13 protein-coding genes and 2 tRNA genes are annotated in these 16,524 nt (G+C 38.7%); all 15 read left to right on the top strand.

Going from position 1 to position 16,524, the window contains the following annotated elements:
* Window positions 1–202: 202 nt before the first annotated feature.
* Window positions 203–1,174: a glycosyltransferase gene (locus KKZ03_RS08215; RefSeq protein WP_243221020.1), complete on the top strand. Its 972-nt coding sequence runs from the start codon at window positions 203–205 to the stop codon at window positions 1,172–1,174.
* Window positions 1,175–1,262: 88 nt separating this feature from the next.
* Window positions 1,263–2,333: a glycosyltransferase gene (locus KKZ03_RS08210; RefSeq protein ID WP_243221019.1), complete on the top strand. Its 1,071-nt coding sequence runs from the start codon at window positions 1,263–1,265 to the stop codon at window positions 2,331–2,333.
* 148 nt (window positions 2,334–2,481) lie between these two features.
* Window positions 2,482–3,492: a glycosyltransferase family 2 protein gene (locus KKZ03_RS08205; RefSeq protein WP_243221018.1), complete on the top strand. Its 1,011-nt coding sequence runs from the start codon at window positions 2,482–2,484 to the stop codon at window positions 3,490–3,492.
* 149 nt (window positions 3,493–3,641) lie between these two features.
* Entirely contained in the window at window positions 3,642–4,814 is a 1,173-nt protein-coding gene (locus KKZ03_RS08200; protein WP_243221017.1) for a hypothetical protein, read from the top strand.
* Between the two features lie 32 nt (window positions 4,815–4,846).
* The gene (locus KKZ03_RS08195; RefSeq protein ID WP_243221016.1) at window positions 4,847–5,800 is read left to right on the top strand and encodes a glycosyltransferase family 2 protein; all 954 of its coding nucleotides are present in this window, start codon (window positions 4,847–4,849) and stop codon (window positions 5,798–5,800) included.
* Window positions 5,801–5,870: 70 nt separating this feature from the next.
* On the top strand, window positions 5,871–6,806 hold the full coding sequence (locus tag KKZ03_RS08190; protein ID WP_243221015.1) for a hypothetical protein: 936 nt from the start codon (window positions 5,871–5,873) through the stop codon (window positions 6,804–6,806).
* 44 nt (window positions 6,807–6,850) lie between these two features.
* A tRNA-Thr gene (locus KKZ03_RS08185) sits at window positions 6,851–6,925 on the top strand.
* Window positions 6,926–7,129: 204 nt separating this feature from the next.
* A tRNA-Thr gene (locus KKZ03_RS08180) sits at window positions 7,130–7,204 on the top strand.
* A 208-nt stretch (window positions 7,205–7,412) separates the two neighbouring features.
* Window positions 7,413–9,242, top strand: a complete 1,830-nt coding sequence (locus KKZ03_RS08175; protein WP_243221014.1) for an asparagine synthase-related protein — start codon at window positions 7,413–7,415, stop codon at window positions 9,240–9,242.
* 279 nt (window positions 9,243–9,521) lie between these two features.
* Complete coding sequence (locus tag KKZ03_RS08170; protein ID WP_256452002.1) at window positions 9,522–10,427, top strand: glycosyltransferase family 2 protein; 906 nt, start codon at window positions 9,522–9,524, stop codon at window positions 10,425–10,427.
* Between the two features lie 42 nt (window positions 10,428–10,469).
* Window positions 10,470–11,528 carry an NAD(P)-dependent oxidoreductase gene (locus tag KKZ03_RS08165; protein WP_243221012.1) on the top strand — a complete coding sequence of 353 codons (1,059 nt, stop codon included), beginning with the start codon at window positions 10,470–10,472 and terminating at the stop codon, window positions 11,526–11,528.
* Entirely contained in the window at window positions 11,525–12,613 is a 1,089-nt protein-coding gene (locus KKZ03_RS08160) for a Gfo/Idh/MocA family protein (protein ID WP_243221011.1), read from the top strand. The genes KKZ03_RS08165 and KKZ03_RS08160 overlap by 4 nt, the downstream gene beginning before the upstream one ends.
* A gap of 506 nt (window positions 12,614–13,119) precedes the next feature.
* On the top strand, window positions 13,120–13,764 hold the full coding sequence (locus tag KKZ03_RS08155) for a bifunctional 2-polyprenyl-6-hydroxyphenol methylase/3-demethylubiquinol 3-O-methyltransferase UbiG (protein ID WP_243221010.1): 645 nt from the start codon (window positions 13,120–13,122) through the stop codon (window positions 13,762–13,764).
* 349 nt (window positions 13,765–14,113) lie between these two features.
* Entirely contained in the window at window positions 14,114–15,631 is a 1,518-nt protein-coding gene (locus KKZ03_RS08150) for an O-antigen ligase (protein WP_243221567.1), read from the top strand.
* Window positions 15,628–16,407 (top strand): polysaccharide deacetylase family protein, encoded by a 780-nt coding sequence (locus tag KKZ03_RS08145; protein ID WP_243221009.1) that lies wholly within the window; start codon window positions 15,628–15,630, stop codon window positions 16,405–16,407. Before KKZ03_RS08150 ends, KKZ03_RS08145 begins: the two co-directional genes overlap by 4 nt.
* Window positions 16,408–16,524 lie beyond the last annotated feature (117 nt).

The raw sequence follows: 16,524 nt of genomic DNA, 5'->3' as shown, positions 1-16,524 counted from the left end.
AAAATTGTAGATTAATTTTTTAAACAAAACATCAACATAATTTGTACCGGTAATGATTTATTTTTTAATAAATAACGCTTTACTGCATTTTTTAATTTTACCCTAAACGCTGGTAGATTCTAAAAGAGCCGTATTCGGCGATGACTGAAAAAACCTAACTTTCCAGTACACAAAGCTTTCGAGATTAAGATGGAGAAGATTAGTGCCCGAAAAATCACCTTTAATATCAGTTATCATTCCAACCTACAATCGGGAATGCTTTGTAACAGAAGCTATTGATAGTGTTTTAAATCAAAAATTTACTGATTATGAAATCATTGTCGTGGATGATGGATCTACAGATAATTCAAAAAAAATCCTTGAAAGATATGGGGATAAAATCAGATATATATATCAAGACAATTCCGGCGTTAGCGCAGCCAGAAATACGGGTATAAAAAATTCAACTGGCTCTTGGTTGGCCTTTTTGGATTCTGATGACAAATGGATGCCTGCGTATCTTTCTACCCAAATGGAACAAGTTGGTCAGTTTCCCGAAATATGTATGCAAACAACGGACTGTCATAAATCTGTATGGCATGACAACGAGCGCACTTACTTTGAAATGAATCAGGTAAAAGTCGAGTTTAAAGGAAAGGATTATTTGTTACTTACCGATCCATTTCATTTTGTCGTCACGCATGGACCATGGCAAGTTGGGGCAACGATATTTCGGCGTGATGCCATAACGAAGGCAGGGTTATTTGATACAAGCCTTAATCTTAATGAAGACTTCGATCTTATGGCTCGTGCTGCCCTCCAGGGGGCTTTTGGATTAATCAGGGAAGTATTGGTTGTCATGTACAGGAGAGATGAATCAACCGAGTGCCTGACCAATCAACTAAAGAAATATCCAATCGAAGCTAAAAAGTCAGATGAGAAAATTTACCAAAAACTGCAAAAAATCAAGACCCTAAAAAGTATGGAACGAAAAGCATTGAAGGAGCTTTTAAGTACCAATAGACGCGCAATAGGTAATCTTTTGATAAAAAATGGTGACCTTGCAGGTGCCAGGGAGTCTTACAGATATGCACTCTTCATGGACCCATCAATACGCTCAATAGGAAAGTATTTTCTCTCGTTCCTTCCGATAAACATAAACCTGTTGATAATAAATAAAGGTGGAAAATCGTAGAATCCAGAATCCACCAAGATTATTAGTCCATTTAGAGCCATGACTTATCTATCTAGTAAGTAAGAGAAAAATACCCAAGGAAAATAATATGGTTAGTCCAATAGTCTCCGTTGTGATGAGTGTTTACAACGGCGAGCGCTTCTTACGTGAAGCAGTTGAAAGCATTCTTGATCAAAATTTTCGTGATTTTGAGTTTATCGTCATTAATGACGGCTCAACCGACTTTACTGGTCAGATTCTTGATTCTTACCAAGAGAAAGATTCACGCATGCACGTTTACCACCAAGAGAACAGGGGCTTGGTTGAATCCCTTAATCGCGGTTGTGGTCGCGCACAGGGCAAGTACATTGCACGAATGGATGCCGATGATATTTCTGTTATAAACCGCCTAGGGTGGCAGGTCGAGTTCATGGAGCAACATCCGGAGGTTGGCGTCCTTGGTGGTGCCGCTGAGATAATCGATATAATGGGTATGTCATTAAGAACTTGTGCCAATCCAATTGAAGACCACGACATTAGAATTGCCCTCCTTGACGACTGTCCGATTTGGCACCCCACTGTTCTTATGCGGAAAGACGTTTTTGTCTCAGTTGGAGGTTACAGGAAAGTTGTTTTCGGCTCTGAAGACTACGACCTATGGTTGAGAGTCGCAGACCATTACCAACTCGCCAACCTTGGAGCAGTACTGCTGCATTACCGGCATCATCCTCATCAGATAACAGTGAGCAAAGGTAAACAGCTAATTTTTAGTACCCTTGCAGCCCGCGCAGCTGCAACGCTCAGAAGAGATGGAAAGCCCGACCCATTGGATTCAATTGTGGATATTACCTCAGCGGTGCTAGTCGACCTTGGTGTAAATGAGAGAATACAACAATCAGCTTTGGCCAGGAGATACCTTTGGAGTATTGGTATTCTATACAATAATGGTGAATACTCGGACGCCTTTAATGTGCTTACTGAAATGTTGCAGACTTGTGACTGGAAACAGGCTGAGAAACGTGTAATTACTGATCTCCGCATCTTGGCGGCGCAGCTACACTGGAAGCAAAGGAGATTTGTAAAAAGCATACTAATTGCTGTCCACGCAGCCATTACCCGACCGATCATTTTAGGGCGACCCTTTAGGTCATTACTGCATTGGTTTCGATATAGCAACTAACAAAATAAATCGAGTCGCACCTTGTTAAGTTTGATTAATCCAGACTGTTAATTATGAATTTTTCAGGGGCTATGCTGCTTAAAACAGGTTGTTTCATTATGATGCAGAATATCTCTGTCTTTAAAATAAATAATAAGGACTTACTGCAATGTCACATTTAGTTTCTATTTTAATACCAGCATATAATGCTGAAAAGTGGGTTGCGGAAACAATAACCTCTGCCCTTTCGCAAACCTGGCCGAATAAGGAAATTATAATAGTCAATGACGGATCAACTGACGATACCTTATCAGTAGCAAAAAGCTTTGAATCGAAATACGTCAAAGTCGTAACGCAAGAGAACAGCGGAGCAAGTTCTGCCAGGAATAAAGCATTGTCATTTGCGCAAGGAGATTATATTCAATGGCTTGATGCAGACGATCTATTGGCACCAGACAAGATATCCAAACAAATGAAAGTGGCCGAAACGGGGCATAAGAACTTACAGCTACTTTCATCAGCTTATGGAGTGTTTCATTATCGTATCAACAAAGCAAGATTTACCCCAAATGGAATATGGCGAGATTTATCACCTATTGATTGGATCACAGAAAACTTTACTGATGGTAAGGCTTATATGGTTCCGGCGGCGTGGCTTATAAGTCGAAAGCTCACTGATGAGGCTGGCTTTTGGGATGAAAGACTGTCTTTAAATGATGATGGTGAGTATATTTGCCGAGTTGTATTATCGAGTGAAGCGGTGAAGTTTGTCAGCACGGCAAAATCATATTACCGCAGTACAGGCTTTACACAATTAAGCAGGGATACTTCTGAAAAAGGTATTCAGTCTTTACTCTTGTCATTAAAACTTTCCATTCAACACCTAAGATCTTTTGAAGACAATGAAAGAACGAGAAAACTTAGCGTGGCACTTTTGCAGATGTATTCGCAGTTTTTCCTTACCGAAAATCCCGAACTACTTGAAGAAATTAATGTACTGGCTTTTGAATTGGGTGGCCAATTTACCCCCCCTATTCTTAAGTGGAAATCCAGTCTTCTAGGACGTTTATTGGGACAAAAAGCAGCCGAAGTGACTATAGACTCGCTACGAAAAATAAAATTTTCCACTGTTGTCAAGTGGGATGAAATGCTGTTTATAGCAAAAAATGGTAACCAGTAATGGGCACTTTAACAGGCATTCAAACAACTTAAATTAAAGCAGATAACGCTAAACCGGCTGAAGTAGCGTTATCCATAAAATTATCTCAATTTAATTTAAAAAATCCGATTTTTTCAAATAATCTTTTTTGTATCACTGGAGAATTTACCTTGGAAGACCCAATAGCTGTAACACAAAAGCTGTTTGATTATTGCAGTAAAAATGACTGGGTAGGTTATGATCCTTATGATGCAATTAATAGCAAGATATTCAACTTGTTGCCTGTCCTCAATACCAGGATTCCTCGGCTTGTATTAACTCAAGTATTGAAAAGAAGTCCGATTAATATCAGGTCATTGTTACTAGTCCCCAAAACAAATAATCCTAAGGCGATGGCATTATTTCTGATGGCGTTCATTAAACTTTTAAAGCTTGGACTTCTGGACCAAAAAGATCTTATTCCGACAATGGTTAATAAGCTAATAGCCCATCGATCACAAGAGAGCTCTTACTGGTGTTGGGGTTATAGCTTTCCATGGCAGACGCGGACTATATTGGTACCCAGAGGCTCGCCAAATCTTGTTTGTACGGTTTTCGTAGCCAATGCACTTTTAGATGTATACGAATTAAACCGCGAGGACAACTGCCTAAAAATGGCGGTCAGTGCTGCAGAATATATTCTGAACGAGCTTTTCTGGACAAAGGATGATACTACCGGTAGTTTCGCCTATCCGCTTCCAGCATCACAAACTCCAGTACATAACGCAAATTTTCTGGGCGCAGCACTTCTTTGTAGAGTCTACAAACTCACTGACGAGAAAAAATTCCTTGAGCCGGCATTGACTGTCGCTCGATACTCCGCAAAAAAGCAGCATGATGACGGATCATGGGATTACGGCGAGTCACCCAAACAACGTTGGGTAGACAATTTTCATACAGGTTACAACTTGTGTGCTTTGCGATCTATTTCGCAATACGTAGAAACGTCAGAGTTTGATACTAATATTCGTCGTGGATTTGAGTTTTATCGAGATCACTTTTTCAGGATTGATGGCGCCCCTAAATATTTTCATAATCACACTTTCCCAATTGACATACATAGCATTGCACAAAGTATTATTACACTACTAAATTTTAAGGATCTTGATAGTAATAATCTCAACTTGGTCTACACTATATTTAACTGGAGTTTGAAACACATGTGGGATGAACGAGGTTACTTTTACTATCAGGTGTTACCAATTGGTAAAAACAAGATTTCTTATATTAGATGGTCACAGGCCTGGATGCTCTTGGCACTTACCCATCTCATAGAAGAGTCAAAGCAAAGCAGCATTGGTTAATTAAAAAACAATTTTTAGTGTGAGATATCTACATGACAAATTATATACAAAAACCAACATCTGCAGACAACAAGCCTGAAACAAAGCAACTTCCTGCCTACGTGATAATTACACCAGCCAGAAATGAGGCTGCTTTCATCGAGTTGACATTAAAGTCAATGATATTACAGACGGTTCTACCCATTAAATGGATAATCGTAAGTGACGGATCAACTGACGGTACTGATGAGATTATAGAAAAATATACGACCAAGTATCACTGGATAGAACTTATAAAAATGCCTGACCGCGCAGAGCGTAATTTTGCCGGAAAAGTGCATTGTTTCAATGCTGGTTATAAGATTGCCCAGAACCTAGAACATGAAATTATTGGTAATGTAGATGCTGACATTTCATTTGGCCCGGACCATTTTGAGTTTCTTCTCGATAAGTTTAGAAATAATTCTCAGCTGGGTGTTGCCGGAACAGCATTTATTGAAGATTCAACCATCGCATATAACTACGACATTGTTAATATCGAACATGTTTCTGGTCAATGCCAGCTTTTTAGAAGCGATTGTTTTGATGAAATTGGCGGGTACCTTCCAATCAAAGGAGGTGGAATTGATTGGACAGCTGTAACTACAGCACGCATGAGAGGATGGGATACCAGAACATTTACTGAAAAGTCTTTTGTTCACCATAGAAAGATGGGTACCGGGACAAGCACAGTTCTCAGATCACGATTTAAATTCGGTAAACAGGACTATTATCTGGGCGGGCATCCAGTATGGGAGCTATTTCGAGCGATATATCAGATGAAAAATAAACCCTACATAGTAAGTGGTTTATTTTTGTATTGCGGCTATCTTTGGGGATTTATAAACCAGTTGCAAAGGCCTATATCTCAAGAGCTTGTCGATTTTCGCAGAAGTGAACAAAAACACCGTTTAAAGAAAATATTTAAATCAATGTTGTTGAATAATTTTAATAGAGTATTTTTTTAACTACTTAAATTCTGTTTTTGGTAAGAAGTTATTGCTGCAAATAACCTACAATGATCGGGAGCTTGGTAAAGTGGAAATTAGTGTCAAAGGTCGAGTTGTCAATGTCCCTTCTATTGAAATGGACGGAAGGGAAATATTTGTTTCTGGTAACTGGCTTAAGATTGGCAGGGTTAAAGATGAAGCCTGGCTGGAAGATGGGGCCATTAATGACCCAATGAAATGCATAGCCAAATTAAAACAAGAACATCTAAATGCTGACATTTTCACCTTCGCACAACAACTGCCAAATATTACACCAAAGTTTAATTTCCCAATGGAGTGGGATAATGTTGCTGCGATACCTACTTCAGACTACAAGTTTTGGTGGGATAGTCTCCCGCAAGAAGCGAGAAAAAATGCCAGAAGAGCAGAACGACGTGGACTGGTCATTCGGGAAGTTGAATTCAATGATGAGTTGTTACAAGGAATTGTAGGGATTAATAATGAAACGCCAGTACGGCAAGGTAGGCCTTTTTGGCATTATGGAAAAAGCATTGATGTTGTAAAAGCAGAATATTCGTCATTTTTAGACAGAAGCGAATTTATCGGTGCTTATTACGATGATGTCCTAATAGGTTTTATCAAAATGGTTTATATGGGACAAATTTGCTCGATATTACAAATCTTATGTATGAATGAGCATTATGATAAACGGCCTGCTAATGCTTTATTAGCCAGAGCGGTTAAAGTTTCTTCCGATAAAGGCTTAAAATATTTAACTTACGGGAAGTTTATCTACGGCAAGAACAGTAAAAGTTCGCTTACAGAGTTCAAACGACGTAACGGCTTTGAGCAACATTTTGTACCAAGGTACTTTATTCCAATGACCTACAAAGGCAAAATAGCGCTCACATTAAAGCTTCATCTAGGACTAAAGCCGCTGCTACCAGAAAGCCTACTAAACATTGCTCGTAACTTAAGGAGTACGTGGAGTAAAAAAAAGTTTTTAAAGCAAATTTCTTATTGAATGATCTTTGCCGCTAGTGTTTAGTTAAAATGATTTTGCGTATTGCCGGTGTAGCTCAATGATAGAGCGGCTGAAATGTAATCAGTTGATGGAGTGTTCAAATCCTCCCCCCGGCTCCACCCGCTATTTATGTTAAAGGTTTTTTTATTCAAATGACCTATAAAGGCAAGATAGCGCTGACATTAAGGCGTCATCCAGAACTAAAGCACTTGACAATATATAGTGTTATTAATATTGCATGTAGTTTGAGGAGTAAGTAGAGTAAAAAATTGTTTATTGAATCAATTTTGCCGCTAGTGTGTAGTTAAAATGCTTTTGCGTATGCCGGTGTAGCTCAATGTTAGAGTGGCTGAAATGTAATCAGTTGATGGAGTGTTCAAATCCTCCCGCCGGCTCCACCAAACCTTCTTTATAATAGAAGTTACGCATTGATAATAATATTTATCATCAAATAAAATGCTTAGTTTAAATTAGTGGTTTCTTTATTAAAGAAAATACCTGTAAATCCTCTATATTAGAGATAAATAAACGGTCAACCTATTAATTTTTATTGTCAATGCGTAACGTCTATATCTACCTATTCAAGAAATACGAAAAAGGATTCACATGCCAGGAATTGTAGGAATAATTGGATCCGGTTCTTCCGTTGAAAATGCGACAATGGTTCACCAGATGATAAAGCATATGATGCATGAATCATTTTATACCTCTGATAGCTATGTTAATGAGAGTCTTAATTTGTGCGTTGGATGGGTCAATCGAGCGGGTTCTTTTGCAGACTGTATGCCTTTGTGGAACAAGAACCGCGATCTATGCCTGATATTTTCGGGAGAAGATTTCTCTAATCAACGATATTCTGAAAAACCAGACCCTCGTGGTCAACAATCCGAATATTCTCAAGCTGTCTACTTGATCGATCTTTTTGAAGAACTTGGCACTGATGCCTTACCACTTTTAAATGGATGGTTTAGTGGCCTGGTAATTGATCTTCGAAATAAATTAGTGATGCTATTCAACGACCGCTATGGAATGCAAAGAATATATTATTATGAATGCAATGATCGTCTTTATTTCGCCTCTGAAGCTAAGGCTCTACTGGCAGTCTGCCCGGAATTAAGGCAGTTTGATTTTAAAAGCTTGGGCGAGTCTTTTAGTTTTGGTTGCGTGTTGGAAAACAGAAGCCTTTTCGAACAGGTTTCACTATTACCTCCAGGATCGCTTTGGCAATTTAATCAAAGAGGTTGTATCAATAAGAGTTGTTATTTCAATCCGGAAACTTGGGAAAGCCAACCTCCCCTTGAAACAGAAGAGTTTTATAGCACCTTCAGGCAAACATTTATTAAGATTTTACCGAAATATTTGCAACCTGATAATGATGTTGCCATATCACTAACAGGTGGATTAGACACCAGAATGATATTGGCGAACCTTGATATTTTGCCAGACATGCTGCCAGGTTATAGCTTCGGCGGCATGCATAATGAATGTTATGACGTAAAAATTTCACGTGAAATCTCGAAAATTACCAATCAAAAACATCAAGTCTTTGAAGTAGGTAAGAACTTTCTTTCTGAGTTCTCTGGCTTGGCCGAAAAAACGGTCTATATTTCTGATGGTGGACTTGATGTAACAGGTTCCGCTGATCTTTATGTAAACAAACTGGCAAGAGACATTGCATCAGTTCGCTTGACAGGCAATTACGGTAGTGAAATTCTAAGAGGAGCAAGGCACTTAAAAGCGATACCACCTTGTAAAGGTCTCTTTGAACCTGGCTTTGAAAGAGAAATAAGCCTTGCAGGAGACACCTTAAATAAAGCATGGCAAGGGCATCCGGTATCTTTGGCGGCTTTTAAACAGGCACCTTGGCATCATTATAATCGACTAAGTTTAGAGCAATCTCAATTGGCTATTCGATCTCCATATCTGGATAACGAATTGGTCAGTCTGATGTTTCGGGCTCCAAAAGAGCTTCTACGAAACAGTGACCTCTCGTTTCGACTGATTAATGACGGCAATCCTCAACTCGGTAATATTATGACTGACAGAGGTTTGCGGGGTAGCGAACAGTCTGATATATATTCCAAATATATACATCTTTATCGCGAAGTACTGTTCAAGGCTGACTATGCCTTCAATTATGGTATGCCCCAGTGGCTTGCTGCAATCGATCATTTGATTTTAGCTCCACTACAAGTTGAAAAAATCTTTTTAGGCAGACACAAATTTCATCACTTTCGTATCTGGTTTCGAGACGAATTATCTAGCTATGTTAAAGAAATATTGCTGGATGATAAAAGCCTTAACCGGTCCTATGTAAATAAACAATTTGTCAGGAAAATAGTCGAGGATCATACTTCGGGGCGTAGAAACTACACCAATGAAATAACCAAACTACTCACTATCGAGTTGCTGCAGAGACAGATGTTTGATAAATAATACAGCTCTTTCTATTAAGTTTTCGGTATCGAAGTTAAATACACTTATATTCTATTAAATAGAAAATAAACCGTCATGTGGTTATTGAATAAACCTTTTATACAAAATAAAAGGTTTTCGCTGTTTGACCCCGATGTATTATCAGAAAAATATTTTATATACCAGCAGATACTATTCTTCGACGGGATGGTATCTGTTTAACCTAAAGTCCTGCGTAATGAAAATTTAATTTCTGCAAATCCATACAAAAATGACTCTTTTGTTAAATAAGGTCGGCTGATGACTAAAATTTCAACTACTATTCAAATAACCATATGTATATGTACATTTAAGAGACCTGAATTGCTTAAGCGTTTATTGAAAAAGTTACAGTGCCAGCTTACTGAAAAACTCTTCGAATATTCACTTGTGGTAATTGACAATGATTCTAGCGAAACCGCCCGTGAAGTTGTTCAAACATTCCAGCAAAACTCTCAAATTAACGTACGCTACGATGTAGAACCCGAACAAAATATTGCTCTTGCGAGAAACCGGGCTGTAGCTAATGCCAACAGTTCGCTAATAGCTTTTATTGATGATGACGAATTCCCGCCAGAAAATTGGCTATTAGAACTTTTTAAAGCTTATTTAAAGTTTGATGCTGATGGCGTTCTTGGTCCTGTTTTGCCTTTTTATGAGCAACAACCTCCCAAATGGGTGGTGAAAGGTCGGTTCCATGAAAGACCGCTACATGAAACAGGAACAGTTTTGTCATGGACACAAACAAGAACCGGAAATGTAATGCTTAGAAGGGATATTTTTGATATTAGCGGAAACATGTTCAAAGCCGAGTTTGGTAGCGGCGGAGAAGATAGGGATTTTTTTCGACGCATGATAAACCAAGGCCATAAATTTGTATGGTGTGCCAAGGCACCGGTTTATGAGGTAGTGCCACCAGAACGACATAAAAGATGGTTTATGTTAAGACGTGCATTGTTGAGAGGAAAAACTCCTTACAATCAGAACTATGCTTCATACGCAAAGTCTCTTATTGCCATTCCACTTTATACTCTGCTCCTCCCATTTTTACTATTAATACAACATCATTTATTCATGAAATATTTAGTCAGTTATTTTGATCATATTGGCAGGGTCATTTCTTTTTTTGGACTGGATGTCATTAAAGATAAATATATAACAAAGTGATTGTAACTAAAAATATCGATGGGCTAACGAATGGAACAAACAATGAATGATAATGCTTTTATAATAAATTATTCTGATCCGATTCTTATTACTGGAGCCAGTGGATTTATCGGTTCAAAAGTGGTCGAGATTTTAATAGATTATGGATTTACAAATCTTAGGTGTCTAGTAAGGCCATCAAGCAACCTTGCTGCGCTGGAAAAAATTATTAATCATAAAAAAGACGTTCAAATTGAAATTATTAAAGGTAATTTGCAATCTCGTGCAGATTGCGCAAGATGCGCAGAGGGCATCTCGGTTATATATCATTTAGCTGCCGGAAGGGGCGAAAAATCTTACGCTGACGCCTATATGAATTCGGTTGTTACAACACGTAATATTCTTGACGCCGTCAAAGACTCCAAATTTGAAAGATTTGTTAATATTAGCTCATTCGCAGTTTATTCAACTTTAAAAATACTTCCGGGTGGATTACTAAACGAGTCTTGTGAGATCGAAAATCAACCGCACCTTACCGGCGAAGCTTACTGCTACGCAAAAGTGAGACAAGATGAGTTAGTGGTTGAATATGGAAAGAAATACGACTTACCCTATGTAATTGCCAGACCAGGCGTTGTATATGGCCCGGGAAACAAAGGTCTGACCGGAAGAGTCGGGATAGGAACATTCGGGATATTCCTTCATCTGGGTGGTAGCAACCAAATCCCCTTATCTTATGTTGACAATTGTGCTGAAGCCATTGTCTTGGCAGGCATCACAAATGGAGTGGCAAGTGAAGTATTCAACATTGTTGACGACAATCTTCCGACGAGCAGGAAGTTCTTGAAAGCTTATAAAAAAAGCGTAGGGTGGTTTCCATCGGTATACCTACCACATTTTACAAGTTATTTCCTGTCGTACCTATGGGAAAAATACTCTGACTGGTCAGAGCGACAACTTCCCCCTACTTTTAATTGCAAGAGATGGTCAAGTTACTGGAAGGGCAATACTTATTCAAATGATAAAATAAAGGATATGTTAGATTGGAAACCCAGAGTGGATACCAATGATGCCTTCTCACGTTATTTTGAATACCAAAAGCAAAAAGAGGCAAACAGATGATAAGGGTTGGCATAATTGGCTGCGGTAAAATAGCAGATTCTCATGTAGAACAGATAATCAGAATAAAAGGGGCGGAAATCGTTGCAACCTGTGACACTGAAGAGTTAATGGCGAAGCAACTTTCTGAGCGTTATAATATACCATCGTATTTTAACGATGCTAAGGACTTTTTAGAAAAGTCACGCCCAGATGTTGTTCACATCACAACACCGCCACAAAGCCATTTTGAACTTGGTAAACTGTGCTTGGAAGCAGGTGCCCATGTCTACATGGAAAAACCTTTTACTGTTGATGCAGTTGAAGCTGCCGCACTAATTGATCTAGCCAATAAACTAGACAAAAAGATTACAGTCGGTCACGATTATCAATTTACACACGCAAAACGGCGGATGCGTGAGCTTATTAGCTCTGGTTACCTGGGTGGCCTGCCATTGCATATGGAAAGCTATCATTGCTATGAACTCGGCTCGGAAACTTATGCAAGGGCTATTTTAGGGGATAAAAAGCATTGGGTAAGGATGTTGCCAGGCACCTTGATGCATAACAATATAAGCCATGGAATAGCCAGTATTACTGAATTTCTAACTGAAGATAATCCTGTAGTCATTGCCAAAGGTTATACCAGCCAGTTTCTCAAAGACCTTGGAGAAAATGACATAATCGATGAGGTCAGGGTTATCATTATTGAAAACGACTGCCGATCAGCTTATTTTACTTTTTCAACACAAATCAGACCTACCCTGCATCATTTCAGGGTGTACGGAAATAATAATTCCTTGGATGTTGATCATGATCAACAAACTTGCATTAAAATTACTGGTCGAAAATATAAAAGCTATCTTGAAAAATTTGTTCCTCCTATTTTATTCTCGGCTCAATATGCGGCAAATAATTTAACCAATATTGGTCATTTTTTGCGCCGTGACTTTCATATGAAAGGCGGTATGAAATATCTGATTGAATCGTTTTACAAATCAATCACTGATGATACAAGCTTACCAATTTCTTATAAGGAGATATTATTAACATCAAGAATCATGGACGAAATTTTTGCCCAACTAAAAAAAAATGTTGATTCCGTTTAAGCAGTACATATTGTTAATACATTAAACCTGATCAATTGCGATTTATTGGGACGGTAAAAAATATTTCAATACAATCCTTACAAACAGCAAGAAAGGCATTTTAGTAATTTTACTTTATCAGACTTTATTATGACTATTTTCCAAGATTGTCATTCCACCTTGGACTGTCGGAATCCAGACATCAAGGATGGTGTTAACCTTGTTATCCATGGCACTGGATATTAAGTTGTGAGATAGTTTTACACGAACCCTTGCAAATTTAAAGTGGAGTTTTGGTGTTGGGCTCGTCAGGCTGTTGCTTGTTGGACGCCATAGAAATTAATCGCGATACTAGGTTTTTTTTCGTGCTTACTTTGTAATGTTCCAGACAGGCAGCTTGCCAAATTTGGCATCTCAGCTGAAGTCTGTTCCTTCAATGAGCAGAGCAATACACTAAATCAAGTTATGGAGAATAGATTTCTGTCCAGAAAAACCGTGACCACAACTAAATTGAAGAGGGACTAAATATGAAAAACTTATTTAAACGAGCAGTTAGAAGCTTGTGTACCAAAGTGTTGCCTTATAAACCCATTGAAGTTACCTTGGACAATTGGGAAATACAGTATAAAAACGAAAATTGGAGCCACCTAAGTCATATCGGTGAACTTGCTCGTTACACCTTGATCGTAAGCTATTGTAATTATTTTAAAGGGTTAGGATCTGTTCTTGACATAGGTTGCGGAGAGGGCATTCTTCAAAACAGACTGGGCTCGCAAACCTATAGTAGCTACACTGGCATAGACATCTCGTCTGAGGCAATAACTAGAGCAAGCAAAAATAGAGATCACAAGACTTTTTTTATTTGTTCTGACGCTCAGCTATATGTACCCGACGAGCGATTCGACATAGTAATTATTAACGAGTGTTTGTACTACTTTAAGGATCCATTAAGTTTTGTACGAAGATATGAAGGTTTTTTAAAGGACGATGGCCTCATAATAGTATCAATGTACCTTGCTGATAGAACAAAAAAGATCTGGAAAATTCTCGAAAGAACTTGCCATATCGAAGATTCAACGACTGTAACCAATAGATCAGGTAATTCGTGGCAAATTGCTTGCTGGAAGACAGGGGAAGGCAAAGCGATAAGGAAGCTGGAAACTTTGATTTAGACAGCAATGACACTAAATTGATATTATTCATTTCCGTCTTCATCTGATGACCGCGCTATAGATATTACAACAAATAACCACCAGACTACCTGCCTTCATTTACCAAGACTTTAAAGTCATCGTCCGGTGTTCACAAGAAACTATACTGTGGCTACAATTTTTTAATGTTGGAATTCAGCGTGGCGGGCGGAACAAGCATAATCTCTTTTCTGCCCGCTCTGCTTTTAACTAGCCTAAGGGTTACTGTATTTAATTTAAGATTAGGTTTTTCATGTCGCCCAAATTAGCAATTTTTATTTATATTCTGTTAATTGTATGGCTCTTCGCCAGAGATCGCAAGTTGAAGCCTATGACATCATGGGGCTTATGGGTGCCTTTATGGTGGATCATTATTATCGGATCGAGGCCTGTTTCAGCTTGGTTTGGCATTGGGCGACTACAACCTGAAACACCTCAAGGTTATATTCAGGGGAGTCCAGTAGATGCATTCGTGTATTTCCTTTTGATTATTATTGGATTCAGTGTTTTGATAAGACGCAGGTTAAGGTGGGGCATGCTCTTGGCATCGAACCCTTGGCTCTTTGCTTTCTTTTTGTATTGTTTTATAAGTATCATTTGGTCAGATTATCCAATTGTTGCTTCCAAGAGATGGATTAAAGATTTTGGTAATGTAATTATGGTATTGATCGTTTTATCTGAAAAAGATCATGTACAGGCAATAAAAGCCGTATTTCTTCGTTATTCATACTTAACGGTTCCACTTTCTGTTTTTTTCATTAATTATTTGCCGGAGTTCGGGAGAAATATTAATCAATGGACGTGGGAATATTCATATATTGGCGTCACTGAGGACAAGAATGCTCTGGGATGTCTGGCGTTAATCTCGGGGTTGTTTCTAATGTGGGATTTCATCGAAATACGAACAAAGCACTCTATAGAGAAAAATGAAGTAAATAAGCCTTTTTTTGCAAAGCAATCGTCATCATTACAACAGAAAAAAATAATCTACGTTAAAGGAACTAATCATCGCCGGCCCTTCGTAGCCAAAAGCACTGCTGACACTATAATGATGACCAGTTTGGACTTGGCAAGCCACGTCTTGCTGCTATTGATGGTGTTTTACCTGATAGCCAAAGCAGACAGCTCGACCTCACTGGTAAGTTTATTTATTGGGATGTGCATTTTTTTCTTTATACGCCGCTCATTCGCAAAAAAACAGTTCCTTACACGATATTTAGGAACATGCTGTCTAATATTGATCTTATTACTGCTTCTGCTGTACAGCTTTCCGGATATCCTTCAATCATTATTTGAATTACTGGGTGAAGATATGACCCTGACAGGGCGTACCGATCTCTGGGCGGACTTGCTGCAATCAACTATTAACCCTTTTCTGGGGAGCGGATATCAAAGCTTCTGGCTAGGATCAGAGGCGACAAGTCTTTGGGAGAAATATTATTTTCATCCGAATCAAGCTCACAACGGTTACCTGGAAACATATTTGAATGGTGGGTTAATAGGACTTTGCTTGCTCATTGCTGTCATCATCTCAACTGGCAGCAAGCTAAAGAAGGAGATGTTACTAGGTAATAGCTTTGGAACGCTCTGCTTTTCTTTTCTTGTCATTTTAGTATTCTCTAATTGGACAGAAGCTACGTTTAATAGACTTAGCATTCAATGGGTTATCCTAATTCTCTCCTCCTTGAACTATTCATCCTTGAATGATTACATACCAATTAACATAGCACGAAGTAGAAATAATGATTTTATAAGAACTGGATCTAATTACGAAGCCAAGACACCTGTTAAGTATGGTGTTAACCCTAAATCCAAATTAAATAATAAAATGAAGGTTAATATCCAATGAGCACTCCACCGATTTATTCACGAATCCAAAGCCGTTACCAACGAACTATCAGCGACCTTTTTTTTAAGCGGTCCATCACAATGCATAACAGCGCACCCTATATTTCGTTTACCTTTGACGATTTTCCACGTTCAGCGTTGGATACAGGTGGCGATATTCTGTTGAAGTTTGGTCTTAAAGGAACTTATTATGCCTCTTTAGGGCTGATGGGTACTGAAGGCCCAACCGGCATGATTTTCTCGATTAAAGATCTTAAAGAGTTTTTCACACAGGGACATGAGCTGGGATGCCATACGTTCGATCACTGTCATTCGGCCACAACCAGTCCACAAGTATTTGAAGATTCTATAATCAAGAACAAACAAACCCTGACTGCACTTTTTCCTGGTGCCAATTTTAGATCGTTCTCTTACCCTAACGTAGGTCCACGACCTGGTATAAAGCGTAGAACTAGAAAATACTTTGATTGCTGCAGAAGCGGTGGGCAGACATTTAATACTGATACAGTCGACCTGAACCTTCTAAAGTCGTATTTTATTGAACATAGTCGAAATAATTTGGATGCTATCAAATACGTTATCGATCAAAACTCTCGGGCTAACGGATGGCTGATATTTGCCGCCCATGGCATAAGCGAAGTCCCTTCTCCCTATCAGTGCACCCCAGCCTTCTTTGAACAGATTGTAAAATATTGTTCTGATTCCGGAGCAAGAATATTGCCGGTAGCTGAAGCGCTGGACTCCATTATGGATGATTCGATTTGCCACCAAAAATAAGGTGACAATTCAAATTACTCAAATCGCTATGTTTGGCGACAACTATCTTGACTGAAATTTAACTAAAATATCCGTAAAAGCCGGACAGATCAAAAATCTGAAAATCAAATATTACAA

Origin of the sequence: Methylobacter sp. S3L5C (assembly GCF_022788635.1) — a bacterium.
Classification (GTDB): domain Bacteria; phylum Pseudomonadota; class Gammaproteobacteria; order Methylococcales; family Methylomonadaceae; genus Methylobacter_C.
Note: the sequence above shows the minus strand (reverse complement) of the source record. Positions and strands in the feature narration are given on the sequence as shown.

Bases quoted from the DNA above. Each gene is read 5' to 3' on its own strand.
- KKZ03_RS08210 (WP_243221019.1), top strand. From the start codon at position 1,263: ATGGTTAGTCCAATAGTCTCCGTTGTGATGAGTGTTTACAACGGCGAG.
- KKZ03_RS08205 (WP_243221018.1), top strand. From the start codon at position 2,482: ATGTCACATTTAGTTTCTATTTTAATACCAGCATATAATGCTGAAAAG.
- KKZ03_RS08195 (WP_243221016.1), top strand. From the start codon at position 4,847: ATGACAAATTATATACAAAAACCAACATCTGCAGACAACAAGCCTGAA.
- KKZ03_RS08175 (WP_243221014.1), top strand. From the start codon at position 7,413: ATGCCAGGAATTGTAGGAATAATTGGATCCGGTTCTTCCGTTGAAAAT.
- KKZ03_RS08170 (WP_256452002.1), top strand. From the start codon at position 9,522: ATGACTAAAATTTCAACTACTATTCAAATAACCATATGTATATGTACA.
- KKZ03_RS08165 (WP_243221012.1), top strand. From the start codon at position 10,470: ATGAATGATAATGCTTTTATAATAAATTATTCTGATCCGATTCTTATT.
- KKZ03_RS08160 (WP_243221011.1), top strand. From the start codon at position 11,525: ATGATAAGGGTTGGCATAATTGGCTGCGGTAAAATAGCAGATTCTCAT.
- KKZ03_RS08155 (WP_243221010.1), top strand. From the start codon at position 13,120: ATGAAAAACTTATTTAAACGAGCAGTTAGAAGCTTGTGTACCAAAGTG.
- KKZ03_RS08150 (WP_243221567.1), top strand. From the start codon at position 14,114: ATGACATCATGGGGCTTATGGGTGCCTTTATGGTGGATCATTATTATC.
- KKZ03_RS08145 (WP_243221009.1), top strand. From the start codon at position 15,628: ATGAGCACTCCACCGATTTATTCACGAATCCAAAGCCGTTACCAACGA.